The following is a 15,377-nucleotide window of genomic DNA, read 5'->3' on the forward strand; positions in this document are numbered from 1 at the left end:
CCGCACCGGCTTGCCCAGGGCAGCCGGCGGACGCTCCGAAAGACTACAACAGTTTTGGAGCTAGTTGATTCCCACGGGGCCGGTCATTTTTTTTCGTCGTTGCGGCTGGCCATGCGGTTGCGCTGGCGCTTTTCCTTGCGCACGAGGGTGGTGGTTTTGTCGCGGCGCAGGCCCAGCAGGCCAGCGGGCTTCACGTTAGGCGCAGTGCCTTTTTTGTAGTTCACGTCGCGGCTCGTCTCGGTTTGGGGCTGCGTGCTTTTGCCGCGCTTGAGCTGCTCGGCCGTCACATCGAGGTGGCTTTCCTTAAAGGGCGAATCGGTGCGCCTGGCCTCGCGCAGGGCGCGGCGGTTGGCGGCCTTCACCTGGGCCGGCTTGGCGTCCACAATTTGGGCCTGCGCGGTCTCGCTGCCCAGACACAGCGCAACGGCCAGCACCAGCCAGGCGACGCTAGGGCTTGCCGCCGCCATCAGGCGCGGCATCGGGCGCTGCTTCTTCTTTAGGAGCTTTTGGTGAGGCACCATGCTCGTAATCAGGTTTCTTATGGAGGCCATACTTGAAGAAGTTACGGATAGATTGCCAGGGATGGAACGACTTGGTTTGCTTATTCACCTTGCGGCGCTTGAGCTTGGGCTTTTTCATGAGCCCCTTTTTATCGTAGCGCACGGTCGACTTTTCGGGCAGGGTGCGGGCCGCTGCCGCCTCTGTCGGGGCCGTGATGGTGCCACCGCTAGGTGTTGACACATCGGTAGCGGCTTCTTCCGCGTCGGAGCCGCCCTTCTTGGCATTCTTCTCCGTGTCGTGCTGGAACGCCAGCATCTTCTTTTCTTTTTCCTTCTTGGCCTTCTGCTGGGCGATGTACTCGGGCGAAGGCTTGGGCGTGGGCAGACGGTAGGGATGGAACACCTTGTGGTAGAGCGTGCAACTGCTCAGCAGCCATACGCCCAGCAAGCACCGGAGAACAACGGAAGGTATACGATATATCACCGTAAGACGGACAAAATCAGGAAGGAAGCAGAAGACAAAGTACGGCGTGTCCGCGCTAAAATCGCGCCACTCTTAGGTAGCGGGCAAGAGGAACGTCATGTCGAGTGCAGTCGAGACATCTCGCTTATGGTAGTAAACTCTGTCAATTGAATTACTTCGGCACGCGAGATGTCTCGGCTGCGCTCGACATGACATTCTCGGTAAGCTCGACATGACGGTCTTATTGCTTAATAATTGCGCAGGGCCTGCACCTGCTCGCGCAGCCGCTGCTGGGGCAGGAAGGCCGCTTCCAGCGGCGGCGCGAACGGAATGGCCGTATCGAGCGAGGCCACGCGGCGCACCGGCGCGTCGAGGTGCTCGAAGCAGTTCTCCCCTATCCAAGCCGCGATTTCGCCGCCGATGCCGCCGGTCATCGTGTCTTCGTGCAGGATGAGGACGCGGCCGTTTTTGAGTACGGTGCGGCGCACCGCTTCTTGGTCCCAGGGCAGCAGGGTGCGCAGGTCGAGCACGTCGGCCGACACGCCCAGGTCCTGGCACACGTCGAGGGCCCAGCGCACGCCCATGCCGTAGGTGATGATGCTCAGCTCATTGCCCTCGGCCGCCAGCGCGGCCTGGCCGATGGGCGTGGTGTAGTAGGCCGCCGGCACCGGGCCCGACATGCTGCGGTAAAGCATTTTGTGCTCGAAATACAGCACCGGATTGGGGTCTTCGAAGGCGGCGCAGAGCAGGCCCTTGGCGTCGTGCGGGTTGCTGGGGTACACCACTTTCAGGCCGGGCACGTGCGTGAACCAGGCCTCGTTGCTCTGCGAGTGGAACGGGCCGGCCGCCGAGCCCGCGCCGGTGGGCATGCGAATAACGACGTCGGCGTTCTGGCCCCAGCGGTAGTGGCTCTTGGCTAGGTTGTTCACAATCTGGTTGAAGCCGCAAGTCACGAAATCGGCGAACTGCATCTCGACCATGCTTTTCTTCTTCTTAATGCTCAGGCCCAGGCCAATGCCCACAATGGCTGACTCGCAGAGCGGCGTATTCCGCACCCGCGCCTTGCCAAACGCCGCCACGAAGCCTTCCGTGATTTTAAACACCCCGCCGTAGTCGGCAATGTCCTGGCCCATGAGCACGAGGTCGGGGTAGCGCTCCATGCTCTGCTTCATCCCTTCAGAAATGGCGTCGATGAAGCGCTTTTCGGGCGCGGCGCTACCCGCTGGCGCGTCCGTCACGGGCGCTTCGAAGGGCTGGTACATATCCGCTATTTCCTCCTGAATGTCGGCTGTGGGCATGGGCACCGCATCGGCTTCCTGCAGGCCGGCCTCGATGGCGGCTTTGATGGTTTCGCGGATGCTGTGGCGGGCGGTTTCGGTGAGGATGCCTTCGGCCAGCAGCCATTTTTCGTAGTTTTCGACCGGGTCTTTGGCGGCCCATTCTTCCATCAGGCTCTGGGGCACGTACTTGGTGCCGCTGGCTTCCTCGTGGCCGCGCATGCGGAACGTGAGGGCTTCGACGAGCACCGGGCGCGGGTTTTCGCGCAGGTCCTCGGCCAGGCGCTTTACGGTGGTGTACACTTCCAGCACGTTGTTGCCGTCGACCTGCACGGCTTCCATACCATAGGCGGGGCCTTTGTCGACGAAGGACTTGAAGCGGAACTGCTCGTTGCTAGGCGTGCTGAGGCCGTAGCCGTTGTTTTCAATCATGAAAATGACGGGCAGCTGCCACACGGCGGCCACGTTCAGGGCCTCGTGGAAGTCACCTTCGGAAGCGCCGCCGTCGCCGCTGTAGGTCAGCGTGACTTTAGGCTTTTTATCGAGCAAATCGGCTAGGGCAATGCCGCCGGCCACGGCCAGCTGCGGGCCGAGGTGCGAAATCATGCCCACGATGTGGTGCTCGTTGGTACCGAAGTGGAAGCTGCGGTCGCGGCCCTTGGTATAGCCCGTGCGCTTGCCTTGCCACTGCGCAAAGAGGCGCCCCAGCGGCACCTCACGGCCCGTGAACACGCCCAGGTTGCGGTGCAGCGGCAGAATGTACTCGTCGGATTCCAGCGCCAGCGTGCTGCCCACCGAAATGGCTTCCTGCCCGATGCCCGAAAACCACTTACTTACTTTGCCCTGGCGCAGCAGAATCAGCATTTTTTCCTCAATCAGCCGCGGGCGCAGCAGGTGCTGGTAGAGGTGCAGTAGGGTTTCGTTAGAGAGGTCTTGACGGTCGAACCGAAGGGCGACAGCAGCTGGAGTCATGGCAAATGGGGTGGGTTGGGAGGCACAAAGGTAGCGGACGCGGCGGCGGCTATATTTGAGCATCGGTCTTTCCTTTTCCGTTTCGGTTTATGCGCCCGTTAATGGTTCTTTGCTTCGGGCTGCTGGCGGCAAAAACTGCCACAGGCCAGTCGCTGCCCGCCGCGCTGCCTTCGCAATGGGGCTGGGGCGCGCGCGGCGCACTGGGCTACAGCACCGGCCCGTATCGCAACAGCAATGCCAGGGGCGAAGACACTTTCAGCTACCCCAGTGCCGCCGTGGGCCTGGTCCTGACCCGTTACGTGGCTAAGCCCCGGGCCAGCATCGGCCTGGAGGCGCTGATAGAGTATAACCTGGTAAAGGTGACGTACCAGCGGGCCACGCCTGAACCGGTTTACCATCCGCAAACCGTGTTTCAGGGGCGGCTATTCGTGCCGCTCTACTTGCGCACGGGCACCCCGGCCAGCGTGTTGCACGGGCTGCTGGGCGCCGGGCCGGTGCTGGCCCTGTTCCGCTCGGCGCCGGATGCCGCCTATTCCCCGCGCGCCGCCGAGCTGGCGCTGCTGCTGGGCGCGGAGGTACGCCTGGCGCCCTGGCACCGCTACGAAACCACTTTTGGCCTGCGACTGCGCGCCTCGCTCACGCCTTCCTACGAGTACAGCTACCCGGTTTACTACACCACCAGCCAAGGCGCCCACGTCGCCGCCGAAAGCCGCGATGTGGGCTTTAGTCCCTGGCTTGGTTTCACCCTCGCCACTACTTTTTACCCGGCGGCCGCGCAGTAGCCCGCTTGCCCAGGCGGGCTACTGCGCGGGGCCTCGGCGGTGAGGTGGGCGATGCCGACCAGCGCCAATAAATCAGCGTTGGGCCAATGGCCGGGGCAGCCCAGGCCTGGCAAATCAGCGGCGGATGTCGGTACTTTGCCGCTCCTGCTGCCCGATACCCCACCCTGCTGCCTGCATTCGCATTGCCTGTTAATTCCTTGATTCCGCCACGCTCCCGCTGGTGGCCCGGCGCTTTGCTGGTGGCCGCGCTGGCCTACCTACCCTTGTTCTGGCTGCTGGGCAGCCACCCGGTGCAGTCCTGGGACGAGGCCAGCACGGGCATCAATGCCCTCAACATTCTGCGCAACCACGAGTGGCTGGTGCTGCGCGACGCCCTCCAGCAACCCGACCTCTGGAACTGCAAGCCGCCGCTGTGGCCTTGGATTTTAGCTATTAGCTTCAAGCTACTCGGGCCTACGGAGCTGGGCTTGCGGCTGCCCGCGGCCCTGGCCGGCCTGGCCACGGTGCTGGTGGTGTACCGGGCCGGCTGGCGTTGGCTGGGCGGCTGGGAAGGCGGCCTGCTGGCCGCCCTGGTGCTGCTCACCGCGGCCGGCTACGTGGGCTACCACGTGGCCCGCTCCGGCGATTTCGACGCCTTGCTCACGCTCTGGACCACCCTGGGCGCGCTCAGCTGGCTGCGCTACCTAGCCGAAGGGCGCGACCGCCACGCATGGCTCACGGGTGGGTTCTTTTTCTTGGCGGCCTTCACCAAAGGGGTGGCCGGGCTGCTGTTTGGGCCGGGCCTGTTGCTGGCCACCTTTGCCCTAGGGCAGGGCCAGCGGCTGCGGCGCCCGGCGCCCTGGCTGGCACTGCTGCCGCTGGTGCTGGGCATGGGCGCGTGGTATGGCGTGCGCGAGCTGGCCGGCCCAGGCTACCTGCACGCGGTGTGGCAATACGAGTTGGGCGGCCCCGCCCTGGCCCAGCTGGAAGGCCACACCACCGAGCCCTATTATTACCTGACTACGCTGATAGAGAGCAAGTTTATGTTTTGGGTGGTGCCGGCCCTGGTGGGCGGGCTGCTGGGCTGGCGACTGCCCGCCGGCAGCCGCGGCCGGGCGCTGGCCCGGCTGGCGGTGTGCGTAGCCGGCAGCTTCAGCCTGATTTTGGCCGCCACCCAAAACCGCTTGCCCTGGTACGACGCCCCCATATACCCGCTGCTGGCCTTGCTGGCGGCCGCCGGATTGCTACTGCCGGCCCGGGCGCTACTGGCCCAGCAGCCCCAGGCCGGCAGCGTGGCCGGCCGGCTGGGAGCCCTGGCGTTGGTGGCGGCCTTGCCCTACTGGGCGCAATGCCGGGCGCTGGTACGCACCTACGATGCCCGCTACCAAACCGCTACCCTACGCCTGGGCCCCCATATCCGCCATCAGGTGCAGGCCCGGCCCGGCCTGCAAGCCTATTCCATCGGCTATCCACCTGATTACAGCCCAAGTATGTGGTTCTACCAGGGGGCGGCGGAGCTGCAGTATGGCCACCGCATCATGGCCGTGCCGTACCGGGAGCTGGGTAAAGCCACGGTTGGGCACGAGGTGGTGGTGTGCGGGGCGGCCACGCGCCGAGCCTGGGAAAGCATGTACCGCACCAGCGTGGTGCTGGTCACAGATTCCTGCGTGACGCTGCGGCTGGAAGCGCGCCGGTAGAAGCTAGCTGAAGCAAGGCTAGAGCGCCAGCCGCAGACTGAAATGGCGAAACCCCCGGCGGTAATTGCCTGTGCAATCAGGCCGGGGCCGGCATCTGTTTTCTCAGTAGTGCTTTTCGCTGTTTTATGATTCGAATTCTATCCATTCCTTTCCTACTGGCTTCGGCTTCCGTCGCCTGTGCCCAGCAGCCGGTGGAGGTTTTGCCTTCCCGTCCGGTGCCCTTGGCCGTGGCGCCGGCAATGCGCCTTGATACCGTACTGAGGCCTCGGTTTTGCTACAGTTGCGAACTTGTTTGTGAACTTGTATCTGTTCGGATTACCACGCAGTGGGTGCCGCCGACTTTCCTCAGCGTGCAGCCGCTGCTCACGCAGGCAGCCGGCGTGCAGGTGACGCCCACCTCGGGCGCGCCGGGGGCGTGGGCAGCCGTCCGCATCCGGGGCGGCAGCAGCCTGGCCGGCACCGACCAGCCCCTGTACGTGGTGGACAACGTGCCAGCGCTGAATGCCGATTTCGCCCCCGGTGTGGCCCTTGGTGCCGGCTACAGCACATTTTCCCGGCCAGAAGCGGCGCAGCCGGGGGCCAACCCTTTGTTGTTTCTGGCGCCCGAAGACGTGGCCAGCATTACGGTGCTGAGCGGCGGGGTGGGCACGGCCCGGTACGGCATGCAAGGCAGCAACGGGGTTATCCAAATTGTGACTAAACGCGGGGGCCTTGCCGGCCAGAAGAAGCCGTTGCGCGTGCGCTACGCCGCCTTTGCCGGGGTGCAGCAGGTGCGCCAGCGCTACGATTTGCTGAGCGCCAGCCAGTACGCCGCCGTGGTGAACAACGCCTGGACCAATACGGGGTATTATCCGGGCCAGGCGCCGTACGCAACCCCGGCTTCGCTAAACAAGCTCGACCCGGGCACCGACTGGCAAGCCGAGCTGTTTCGGCCGGCTTTCCTGCAAAACCACCACCTCACCTTGGAAGGCAGCAGCCCGAGCACCCGCTACGCCCTCAGCGCCGATTTTCTGGACCAAAGCGGCGTGGTGCAGCACTCGGGCCTGCGCCGCTACGCCCTGCGCCTCAACCTCGACCAGCAGGTAGGCCAGCGGCTGGGCGTGTTTCTGAATGCCTCGGCGGCCCACATTGCCCAAACCCTGCCGGGCCAGGGCGCCGTGGAAGCGGCCTTGCTGGCGCCGCCCACGCTGCGCGCCCGCAACCCCGACGGCAGCTACTTCCAGGGCGAATACTACCGCTACCCGGGCACCGACACGTTCTACAACCCGCTGGCCATGGCCAATGAGGCCGGCTCCGATGGCACCACGCGGCGCCTGCTGCTCCAGGCCGGGGGCCGCTACCAGCTGGCGCCTTCCTTCGTGCTGCGCCTGATGGCCAGCCGCGAGCAGTCGCGGGCCGGCAACCAGGCCCGTTTTTTGACCAAGCCCGACAATTCATCCGCACCGCCGGCCCCGCTCAACGTGACGACAACCGCGCTGGACGCCGCCGTGACCGTGGCCCAGCTCCAGTTCGATTACGACCAGACTTTCGACGACCACCACCTGCTGCTGACCGCGGCAGCCGGCTACCAGCGCTACGAGCGGGCCCTGAGCAGCGAGCAGAACAACGCCGGTTATTTCGCCGGCAGCACGGCCGAGCAGACGACGTATTCGCTGCTGCACGCCTCGCTGGTGAGCACCTATACTTACCGGGAGCGGTACGAAGTGCTGGCTTCGCTGCGCGCCGACGACAACCGCAACCTGCAGCTTTATCCGGCCACGACGCCGGTGCCGGCCAGCTGGCTGCCCGGGGCAGAAGTGCGCTGGCACCTGCACCGCGAGGCCTTTCTGGCCGATGTACGCCCGCTGAGCACGGTCACGGTGTGGGCTGGCCTAAGCCAGACCGGCAACGCCGGCCTGCCGGCCCTGGGCCTGGGCAGCGCGGTGCTGTCCGATTTTATTCGGCTGAGCCCGGGGCAGGGCCTCACCACCCTGCAGCCCCGAGGGCCGACCCTGGCGCCCTCCCGCACCACCCAGCTGGAGGCGGCCATGCGGGTAGGCCTGTGGGAAGACCGGGTGCTGCTGGATTTTTCGGCCTACCGGCGCACCACGGCCCACGTGGCCGTGTCGCAGCTGGTGCTTTTACCCGCGCCGTCGGGCATGCTCATCAGCCGCGAAGAGCGGGAAGCCAGCCTCCGAACCCAGGGCCTGCTGCTGACGGTAGCGGGCGATTGGCAGTTGGGCAAGCTCAGCGGCCGGAGCCGGGTGGCCGCCGCACTCCAGCAGCAGCAGGTGCAGTCGGTGACGCCCATTGCGGGCGTGGCCGACGTGCCTGGCCTGGTGGTAGGCGAGACGCCGCACCCCTACCTGCTGTTTCAGCGGCTGCCGCTGCTGCGCGTGGGCGAATTTGACGCCACCGGCCAACCCGCCAACGGCCTGTTGCGCTACCAGACCGTGGGCACTAATCCGTACAACGCGACCTATGTGGCCCAGTACCAGGGCACGGCCCTGCCCACGCGCACCCTCACATTTTCGCAAACGCTGCATCTGAGCCGCTTCGACCTGGATGCCCAGTTCGATGCCCTGGCGGGCCATCAGCTGCTCAACACCACCCTAGCCCGCCTCGACCTGCCCACCGGCAACACCAACGGCACCACCCGCCTGCTCGACCGCTGGACCAGCACGCACGACGACACCGATGTGCCAGCCGCCTACGCCAACAGCCTGCCCGCCCGCTACGACGACGCCCAGCTGCAGTCGGCCGCCAACCTGCGCCTGAGCCAGCTGACCATCAGTTGCGCGCTGCGTCCGGCCAGTGCCCCCCACCCTGTGAGCGTATGGGTAGGCGGCCAAAACCTGTTTGTGCTCACCAGCTACCGCGGCTTCGACCCCAACGTGAGCAGCGGGGGTGCCACCCTGCTGGCCGCCGGCTACGACACTAATGCCTACCCCGTGCCCCGCACCTGGCTGCTGGGCGTGCGCGCCAGCTTCTGAACCAAAAAGTCGGCACTTTGCCCAACAGCTGCCAAATTCGACAACGGTTTTCCCGTGCTGGCTGTTGTTCCTTTGGCGTCTGATTCGCCTTCACCTTTTCCCGCTACTTCCCGTGATTCACTTCACCGAATTCACCCTCGATAACGGCCTGCGCTGCATCGTCCACGAAGATTTTTCCACCCCCATGGCCGTGCTCAACGTGATGTACGACGTGGGCTCGCGCGATGAGGACCCCGGCCACACCGGCTTCGCGCACTTGTTTGAGCACCTGATGTTTTCAGGCTCGGTTAATATTCCGAGCTACGACGAGCCCTTGCAGCGCGTGGGCGGCGAGAACAACGCCTTCACCTCCAGCGACATCACCAACTACTACCTCTCACTGCCGGCGGCCAACCTCGAAACCGGCTTCTGGCTGGAATCAGACCGGATGCTGAACCTGGCTTTCTCCGAGAATGGACTCGAAGTGCAGCGTAAAGTGGTGGTAGAGGAGTTCAAGCAGAACTACCTCAACCAGCCCTACGGCGACGTGTGGCTGCAGCTCAAGCCCCTGGCTTACCACACCCACCCCTACCAGTGGAATACCATCGGCAAGGAGATTTCGCACATCGAAAATGCGGTGATGGACGACGTGCGCGGCTTTTTCCGGAAGCACTACGCGCCCCAGAACGCCATTCTGGTGGTGGCCGGCGCGGCCAGCGCGGCCGACGTGCGCCGCCTGGCCGAAAAGTGGTTCGGGCCCATTCCCGGCGGCCCGGCCTACCAGCGCCAGCTGCCCAAAGAGCCCGTCCAGACCGAAGCCCGCCACCGCACCGCCACGGCCCCGGTGCCGCTGTCGGCCCTTTACAAAGTGTACCACATGCCTGCTCGTGGCGATGAGCGGTACCATTCTGTGGATTTGCTCAGCGACATGCTGGGCCACGGCAAGTCGGCCCGCCTGCACCAGCGGCTGGTGAAGGAGCAGGCCTTGTTCAATAATATTTCTTCCTCCCTCACCGGCTCGCTCGACCCCGGCCTGCTCGTCATCAGCGGCAAGCTGAACGCGGGCGTAGACATCAGGGAAGCCGATGCGGCCGTGGAAGCCGTGGTGGCCGAATTCCTGACCGCCGATGTGGATGCCCAGGAGCTGGAAAAAGTAAAAAACCAGGCTGAAAGCAGCCTGGTTTTCGGCGAAATCGACCTTCTCAACCGCGCCCTGAACCTAGCCTATAGCAAGCTGCAGGGCGATGCCAACCTGGTGAATGAGGAAAGCCGCCGCATTCAGGCCGTGACCGTGGCCAGCGTGCGCGCCGCCGCCCAGGAAGTGCTGCGCCCCGAAAATTGCAGCACGCTGTATTACGAAGCCGTGGAGCAGAATGAGCTGATAGAGGCGGAGTAACAGGGGACTTGTTTGTTCAGTCTGAAAACAAGAACGTCATGCTGAGCGCAGCCGAAGCATCTCTACTATGAGAGTAAATCATTACTTCAGCGGTGGAGATGCTTCGGCTGCGCTCAGCATGACGTTCTTATATTTTCTGCCTAACGGCTACTTCCGCTTCACTTTCACTTTGGTTTTCGAGGCCGGCGTCGTGGGCAGGTTGCTGTCGCGGCTCAGGGAGCTGTTGGCGGGCTTGGTGTAGCGGGGGCGCGGGGTACGGTTGTCGTTGTAGCCGCCATTGTTAGTGTAGCCCACCTGCCGGCGCATGGGCGTGGCGGGCGCCAGATACATCGAGCCGTTTTTGATGTCTTCGGGCACGCCGGCGCCGTAGGGCTTGCCGGTGTGGGGATTGATTTTCACCGTCGTTTTCACCTTGCGCGGGCCGCGCGTGGAGTATGGGGTGAGTTTTTTGCTGCGCGACTGCGCCGAGGCGTCCGTAGCGGCCACTGCCAGCAACACCAGCGCGGCGAAAATGTAGCGAATCATATTGTTGAGGAAAAGGGTGGGCTGAATCAACCGGAATAAGCTCAGCCGAAGCCGGGCTGAAAGCGAATCGGCTCCCACTCATACGCACAACTGCCCGGGGCGGATAGTGGCATGAATTGGGAGCCGATGCAAAAGTAGTCGGGCCGCCGGTCAGGCTTTTTGGCAAAGCTCCGGGTTGGGCGTTGTTAGTTGCCGAGGGTGGTTTGGGTGGCGGCGGGCTTGCGGGCGGGGCGCACGCTGTAGGGCGTCAGGCCGTTGCTGGTGCGAACGTGCACGGGCATACCGGGCGCGGCCGAGATGTTCTGGTTGTCGATTTCGCCGCGCGAAGTGCTGGCCGGCAGCACCGATTCGGGCGAGTTCCAGCCGTCGTTCGAGGCCACGGCGGTTTGGGTGTTGTTTTCGATGGGGGGCCAGCCGTCGTTGAGGGGCGCAACGGGGGCCGATTTCACGGCGACGCGGCGGGCTTTCTTGGCTTGGCGGGCCGCTACTTTCGCGGCTTTGGTGGTCTTTTTAGTCGAAGCAACCGGGGTGGTTTGGGCGCTAGCTTCAGCCAGCAGGAACATCGACAGGGCAAGGGTGAGGAACGAACGAAGCATGGCTGAAAAAGAATAAAGAAGAAGTTGAAAAGTTGATTACCGTAGCTGTATGGACATATTCCAAAGGCGTGCCAACTTTTCCTTCTGCGCATTTTCAACCCAAAAAAAGACCCGCCCGGTATGCAAACGCATACCAAACGGGTCATTGTCTCGACCAACTCTGGAGTTTTACCGCGGGCTGAGCGTGGTGCGGCTTTTGGTGCGGGCGGGCGCGGGGCCGTTGTAGCCCTGCACCTTCTTGGGGTTGTCGACATTGACGGGCATGCCGGGGGCGGCATAGATGCTCTGACCTTTGCCATCGGCGCTTTCGGTAGAGCCCACAGCACCATTTCCGCCGGGGCCAATGTCGTTGCGGCCGCCGGAATTAGGCGCGGACGCGGCGGCCGGCTTCATGGTGGTGTTGCGCGTGGCAGCGGGCCGGGTGGAGGTTTTGGTGGTTTTGGCTTTGGTGGTAGTCTTGGTGGCGGGTGCCGACTGGGCCGCCGCTTCAGCAACAAGGGCTAGTGCGAGCAGGGCCGAAAGCAAGGAACGAAGCATAAAAAGGGTGGTGAAGGGGTGAAAGAATAACGGGCCAGGTGCCCCCAGAGCAGCGCGCTCCCAGGCAGTACCGTCGTGCTCGGCATACGCGAAACTGCGCCGCTTGGTACGCCAATGAGCCAAAGATTTCGCCTTTACTGATGCCATTAGGACCATCTGGACGATGCATGGGCAGGGTCTTACATCGTTCAAAAACCATCTTAGCTCCCCGCCAACGCCAAACGGCCCGGCTGCTTGCCGCAAAAGCGGAAAACAACCGGGCCGGACTATTCAAAAGCCGACGAAAAACGGCGCCAGCTTACCAGCCGAGGGGCTCAGGGGCTTTTTTCTTGGGAGCCGCTTTCACGGGTGCTTTAGCTTTGTCGGCGCTGCCGCCTTTGGCGGCGGTGGCAGCCGTGCCGGCCGTGGCTTCAGCCGGAGCCGGAGCGGGCTCGGGAGCTGCGGCGGCAGCCGGGGCGGGAGCGGCTACCGCAGCCGGCTCGGCGGCGGGGCGCGGCGGCCAGGGCTTCTCGCGGCGCGGCTTGCGGTTGAGGCGGCGCTCGCGGGCAGCAATGGCGTCGTCCATCATCACGTTGCGGCCGCCGCGCATCATCACCGGTGAGCCGGGCGCTACCGAAATGCCTTGGCCAATACTGGCGCTGCTCGGCGCGGCGGCACCGGCGCCGCCAAAGCCCTTGTCGGCGGCGGGGGCAGCGGCAGCGGCGGCTTCCAGCGAGGGAGCGGCTTCGGTGGCAGGGGCTTCGGGGGTTGCGCCGCCGCTTGCCGTGGCCTTGGTGCTGGTGGCCGCGGCGTTGGTTTTAGTCGTGGTTTTCTTGGCGGGAGCTTTCTTGGGCGTATCCCAGCCGCTGGCGGGGGTGTCCCAGCCGGCCTGGGCCGAGGCGGAAGAAGCTACGCCTCCGAGAATTAGCAAGAAAAATAGCGCACGTTTCATGGTAAAAAATTTAAGGAAGGTGAATCAGGAATTGCGGTAACTGAATGTGTTGGTGAATCGTTCGGCCAGGGCCGGGCCCTTGCCGTAACTTTGCGGCCTATGATGCAGGAATCCATTGCCGCTCTTACGGCCGAAATTACGAAAGCCGAACTGAATAATCCCGCCGAACTCGATGCTTTTCGCATCAGCTACCTCGGCCGCAAGGGCCGGTTGGCCGATTTGTTCGACCAGCTCAAGACCGTGCCCAACGAAGAAAAGCGCGCCGTAGGCCAGCAGCTCAACGCCCTGAAGCAGCAGGCCCAGGCCCGTTTCGACGAGGCCCAGCAGGCCGCCGAAGCCGCCGCTGACAACGCCCCGGCCAACCCCGACTTCGACTACACCCTGCCGCCCGTGCCCAACGCCCTGGGCACCCGCCACCCCCTGAGCCTGGTGCGCGAGGAGATGCTGCGCGTGTTCGCCCGCATTGGTTTTGCCGTGGCCGAGGGCCCCGAAATTGAGGACGACTGGCACAACTTCACCGCCCTCAACTTCCCCGAAAACCACCCGGCGCGCGACATGCAGGACACGTTTTTTGTGGAATCGCGGAGTGGTGGATTGGTGGATTCTTCGGACGAAAACGCACTAACCCACCAACCCGCCAACCCACAACCCCACTTGCTGCGCACCCACACCAGCACCGTGCAGGTGCGCGTGATGGAAACCGAGCCCCTGCCCATCCGCCGCGTGATGCCGGGCCGCGTGTTCCGCAACGAGGCCATTTCGGCGCGGGCGCATATGATGTTTCATCAGGTGGAAGGCATTTTCATTGACGAAGGCGTGAGCTTCGCCGACCTGAAGCAGACGGTGTACTACTTTGTGCAGGAGCTGTTTGGGGCCGACATCAACATCCGCTTCCGCCCCAGCTTCTTCCCCTTCACCGAGCCCAGCGCTGAAATCGACATCACCTGCCTGATTTGCAAGGGCGCGGGCTGCAACATCTGCAAGTACTCGGGCTGGGTCGAAATCGGCGGCTGCGGCATGGTGGACCCCGCCGTGCTCGAAAACGCGGGCATCGACCCCGAGAAATACTCCGGCTACGCCTGGGGCATGGGCATCGAGCGCATTGCCATGCTCAAGTACCAGATTAAGGACCTGCGCCTGTTCACGGAAAACGACATGCGCTTCCTGCGGCAGTTTGAGGCGCTGTAGCAACCAATAGGTTCTGTCATGCCGAACACCGTGAAGCACCTTCTCACGTGAGAACGATTTGTTCGGACGTGGAAAGGTGCTTCATTGCGCTTGGGCTTTATGATTAATTAGCACTCAGCAGCTTGCAGCCACAAGTGCTGGTGTTAGCCGAGTTGGGTTTGTAATTTTTTTCTTACGCTCACACAGCGAATTAAAAATAAATCTTAATTTAGTAGTCGCAACTACTAAATTAGCACTCATGCAAAGCGCCACTCAGCTCGGATTCGTTTCGCTTCAGGTAAGCGACCTTGAAGCCTCCCGTCATTTTTACACCGAAGTGCTCGGTTTCCGCCCCGCCGCCCAAACGCCGCCGGATGCCTGCGTATTTGAAACGCAGAGCGGGGCCACTTTCGCCATTCGCAAGCCCATGGTAGACCTGCAAGCCACCACCAACCTCGGCTGGGGAGTGGGCCTGTGGTTTGCCGTTGCTGGCCTCGATGACTTGCTGCAACGCATTGCGGGCAAAGCCACTTTGGTTCAGGGCGTGCAGTCGACGCCCTTCGGCAACACCGCCATCATTGCCGACCCGGACGGCTACTGGCTGACGCTGCAAGAAACCAAGCAGTCGTGAGCACACAGCCGCAGTACTGGGTGGTGGTCGCGGCCCGCGACCATGCCCTTTCGGGCATTGCGCAAGGCATTGTGCAAGCCAACCACGGCAAGGCCGCGCCGCTGCGCCGGATGCAGCCGGGCGACCGGGTGGTCCTCTACGCACCCAAGCTGACGTATGGCCGCTCCGAGCCCTGCCAGCTCTTTGTTGGCCTGGGCACGGTGGCGGATGAGGAGGTATTTCAGGCCCACGTAGCGGCCGACTTTCAGCCTTTCCGCCGCAAGGTGCTCTACCAAGCGGTACAGGAAGCTCCGATTCAGCCCTTGCTTGAAGACCTGTCGTTTATTCAGAATAAAACGCACTGGGGGTATTCGTTTCGGGTGGGCTGCTTTGGCATTCCCGCCAATGACTTTGAGCGTATCCGTCAGGCATTACTGGCCTAACCAACCTTTTGAGCGGATGAGGGGTAGTCGGTGAATATTCCCTTGCTTTGCTGCTCATGGCTTCTCCTCCCATTTTTGCTTATCGCCAGCCAGAAGAGAACAACGGCTACTTGCTCTGGCAGGTGAGTATGCGCTGGCAATTGCTCATGAATCAGCAGCTACGGACGGTTGGGCTGACGTTGACCCAATTTTCGTTGCTGGCAGGCCTGTACTGGCTCACGCAGCAGGGCGAAAGCGTTACCCAGCAGCGCCTGGCCGACTACGCCCACACCGACAAGATGATGACGTCGAAGGTGCTGCAAACCCTAGCCCGCAAAGGCCTGGTGGAGCGGTTGGAAAACCCCCGCGATGGCCGCGCCAGGCAGTTGCTGCTAACTTCCTTTGGAGAAGCGCAGCTCCGGCAGGCTTACACCATCGTGCAGCGGGTGGACGACGCTTTTTTCCGTCCCATTGCCCCCGACGCCGCCCCGTTCAACGGCCTCATGCAACGGCTCGCGGCCGCGCCGCCGGCCGGCGAAGGCGGTTGATGCTTCGGCGCCCGCCAAGCGACA

15 protein-coding genes are annotated in these 15,377 nt (G+C 63.4%); 8 read left to right on the forward strand and 7 right to left on the reverse strand.

Annotation, left to right across the window (positions count from 1 at the left end; all coding sequences use genetic code 11):
• Positions 1-83: 83 nt before the first annotated feature.
• From Q5H92_RS03405 to Q5H92_RS03415, 3 genes are all read right to left on the reverse strand, one after another.
• Positions 84-467: a hypothetical protein gene (locus tag Q5H92_RS03405; RefSeq protein ID WP_305010076.1), complete on the reverse strand. Its 384-nt coding sequence runs from the start codon at positions 465-467 to the stop codon at positions 84-86.
• Entirely contained in the window at positions 448-948 is a 501-nt protein-coding gene (locus tag Q5H92_RS03410; RefSeq protein WP_305010077.1) for a hypothetical protein, read from the reverse strand. Before Q5H92_RS03410 ends, Q5H92_RS03405 begins: the two co-directional genes overlap by 20 nt.
• A 263-nt stretch (positions 949-1,211) precedes the next feature.
• The gene (locus Q5H92_RS03415; RefSeq protein ID WP_305010078.1) at positions 1,212-3,212 is read right to left on the reverse strand and encodes an alpha-ketoacid dehydrogenase subunit alpha/beta; all 2,001 of its coding nucleotides are present in this window, start codon (positions 3,210-3,212) and stop codon (positions 1,212-1,214) included.
• 101 nt (positions 3,213-3,313) lie between these two features.
• Here Q5H92_RS03415 and Q5H92_RS03420 point away from each other — a divergent pair, with 101 nt between their 5' ends.
• The 4 genes from Q5H92_RS03420 to Q5H92_RS03435 all read left to right on the forward strand — a co-directional run bounded on the left by Q5H92_RS03420 (position 3,314) and on the right by Q5H92_RS03435 (position 10,017).
• Positions 3,314-3,994 carry a hypothetical protein gene (locus tag Q5H92_RS03420; protein ID WP_305010079.1) on the forward strand — a complete coding sequence of 227 codons (681 nt, stop codon included), beginning with the start codon at positions 3,314-3,316 and terminating at the stop codon, positions 3,992-3,994.
• 197 nt (positions 3,995-4,191) lie between these two features.
• Positions 4,192-5,670, forward strand: coding sequence for an ArnT family glycosyltransferase (locus Q5H92_RS03425; RefSeq protein ID WP_305010080.1), 1,479 nt, complete (start codon positions 4,192-4,194; stop codon positions 5,668-5,670).
• 329 nt (positions 5,671-5,999) lie between these two features.
• The gene (locus Q5H92_RS03430; protein ID WP_305010081.1) at positions 6,000-8,642 is read left to right on the forward strand and encodes a TonB-dependent receptor plug domain-containing protein; all 2,643 of its coding nucleotides are present in this window, start codon (positions 6,000-6,002) and stop codon (positions 8,640-8,642) included.
• Positions 8,643-8,754: 112 nt separating this feature from the next.
• Positions 8,755-10,017, forward strand: coding sequence for a M16 family metallopeptidase (locus Q5H92_RS03435; RefSeq protein ID WP_305010082.1), 1,263 nt, complete (start codon positions 8,755-8,757; stop codon positions 10,015-10,017).
• 147 nt (positions 10,018-10,164) lie between these two features.
• On the opposite strand, the gene Q5H92_RS03440 is transcribed toward Q5H92_RS03435, so the two are convergent.
• The 4 genes from Q5H92_RS03440 to Q5H92_RS03455 form a co-directional block, all read right to left on the reverse strand.
• A complete protein-coding gene (locus tag Q5H92_RS03440) occupies positions 10,165-10,542 on the reverse strand; it encodes a hypothetical protein (RefSeq protein ID WP_305010083.1) in 378 nt (125 codons plus the stop codon).
• Positions 10,543-10,727: 185 nt separating this feature from the next.
• The gene (locus tag Q5H92_RS03445; RefSeq protein ID WP_305010084.1) at positions 10,728-11,138 is read right to left on the reverse strand and encodes a hypothetical protein; all 411 of its coding nucleotides are present in this window, start codon (positions 11,136-11,138) and stop codon (positions 10,728-10,730) included.
• Positions 11,139-11,306: 168 nt separating this feature from the next.
• Complete coding sequence (locus tag Q5H92_RS03450; protein ID WP_305010085.1) at positions 11,307-11,675, reverse strand: hypothetical protein; 369 nt, start codon at positions 11,673-11,675, stop codon at positions 11,307-11,309.
• A 298-nt stretch (positions 11,676-11,973) separates the two neighbouring features.
• A complete protein-coding gene (locus Q5H92_RS03455; protein ID WP_305010086.1) occupies positions 11,974-12,585 on the reverse strand; it encodes a hypothetical protein in 612 nt (203 codons plus the stop codon).
• A gap of 123 nt (positions 12,586-12,708) precedes the next feature.
• Between Q5H92_RS03455 and pheS the strand changes: the two genes are divergently transcribed.
• The 4 genes from pheS (at position 12,709) to Q5H92_RS03475 (ending at position 15,353) form a co-directional block, all read left to right on the forward strand.
• Complete coding sequence (pheS, locus tag Q5H92_RS03460) at positions 12,709-13,794, forward strand: phenylalanine--tRNA ligase subunit alpha (RefSeq protein WP_369811113.1); 1,086 nt, start codon at positions 12,709-12,711, stop codon at positions 13,792-13,794.
• 238 nt (positions 13,795-14,032) lie between these two features.
• Positions 14,033-14,404, forward strand: a complete 372-nt coding sequence (locus Q5H92_RS03465; protein ID WP_305010088.1) for a VOC family protein — start codon at positions 14,033-14,035, stop codon at positions 14,402-14,404.
• On the forward strand, positions 14,401-14,826 hold the full coding sequence (locus Q5H92_RS03470) for an EVE domain-containing protein (protein ID WP_305010089.1): 426 nt from the start codon (positions 14,401-14,403) through the stop codon (positions 14,824-14,826). Before Q5H92_RS03465 ends, Q5H92_RS03470 begins: the two co-directional genes overlap by 4 nt.
• A gap of 56 nt (positions 14,827-14,882) precedes the next feature.
• Complete coding sequence (locus Q5H92_RS03475) at positions 14,883-15,353, forward strand: MarR family winged helix-turn-helix transcriptional regulator (RefSeq protein ID WP_305010090.1); 471 nt, start codon at positions 14,883-14,885, stop codon at positions 15,351-15,353.
• Positions 15,354-15,377 lie beyond the last annotated feature (24 nt).

Origin of the sequence: Hymenobacter mellowenesis (genome assembly GCF_030581005.1) — a bacterium.
GTDB classification, from domain to species: Bacteria; Bacteroidota; Bacteroidia; order Cytophagales; family Hymenobacteraceae; genus Hymenobacter; species Hymenobacter mellowenesis.

Excerpts from the sequence above, each read along its gene's own strand:
- Q5H92_RS03405 (WP_305010076.1), bottom strand. The coding sequence starts at position 467 with ATGGCGGCGGCAAGCCCTAGCGTCGCCTGGCTGGTGCTGGCCGTTGCG.
- Q5H92_RS03415 (WP_305010078.1), bottom strand. The coding sequence starts at position 3,212 with ATGACTCCAGCTGCTGTCGCCCTTCGGTTCGACCGTCAAGACCTCTCT.
- Q5H92_RS03420 (WP_305010079.1), top strand. The coding sequence starts at position 3,314 with ATGGTTCTTTGCTTCGGGCTGCTGGCGGCAAAAACTGCCACAGGCCAG.
- Q5H92_RS03440 (WP_305010083.1), bottom strand. The coding sequence starts at position 10,542 with ATGATTCGCTACATTTTCGCCGCGCTGGTGTTGCTGGCAGTGGCCGCT.
- Q5H92_RS03445 (WP_305010084.1), bottom strand. The coding sequence starts at position 11,138 with ATGCTTCGTTCGTTCCTCACCCTTGCCCTGTCGATGTTCCTGCTGGCT.
- Q5H92_RS03450 (WP_305010085.1), bottom strand. The coding sequence starts at position 11,675 with ATGCTTCGTTCCTTGCTTTCGGCCCTGCTCGCACTAGCCCTTGTTGCT.
- pheS (WP_369811113.1), top strand. The coding sequence starts at position 12,709 with ATGCAGGAATCCATTGCCGCTCTTACGGCCGAAATTACGAAAGCCGAA.
- Q5H92_RS03465 (WP_305010088.1), top strand. The coding sequence starts at position 14,033 with ATGCAAAGCGCCACTCAGCTCGGATTCGTTTCGCTTCAGGTAAGCGAC.
- Q5H92_RS03475 (WP_305010090.1), top strand. The coding sequence starts at position 14,883 with ATGGCTTCTCCTCCCATTTTTGCTTATCGCCAGCCAGAAGAGAACAAC.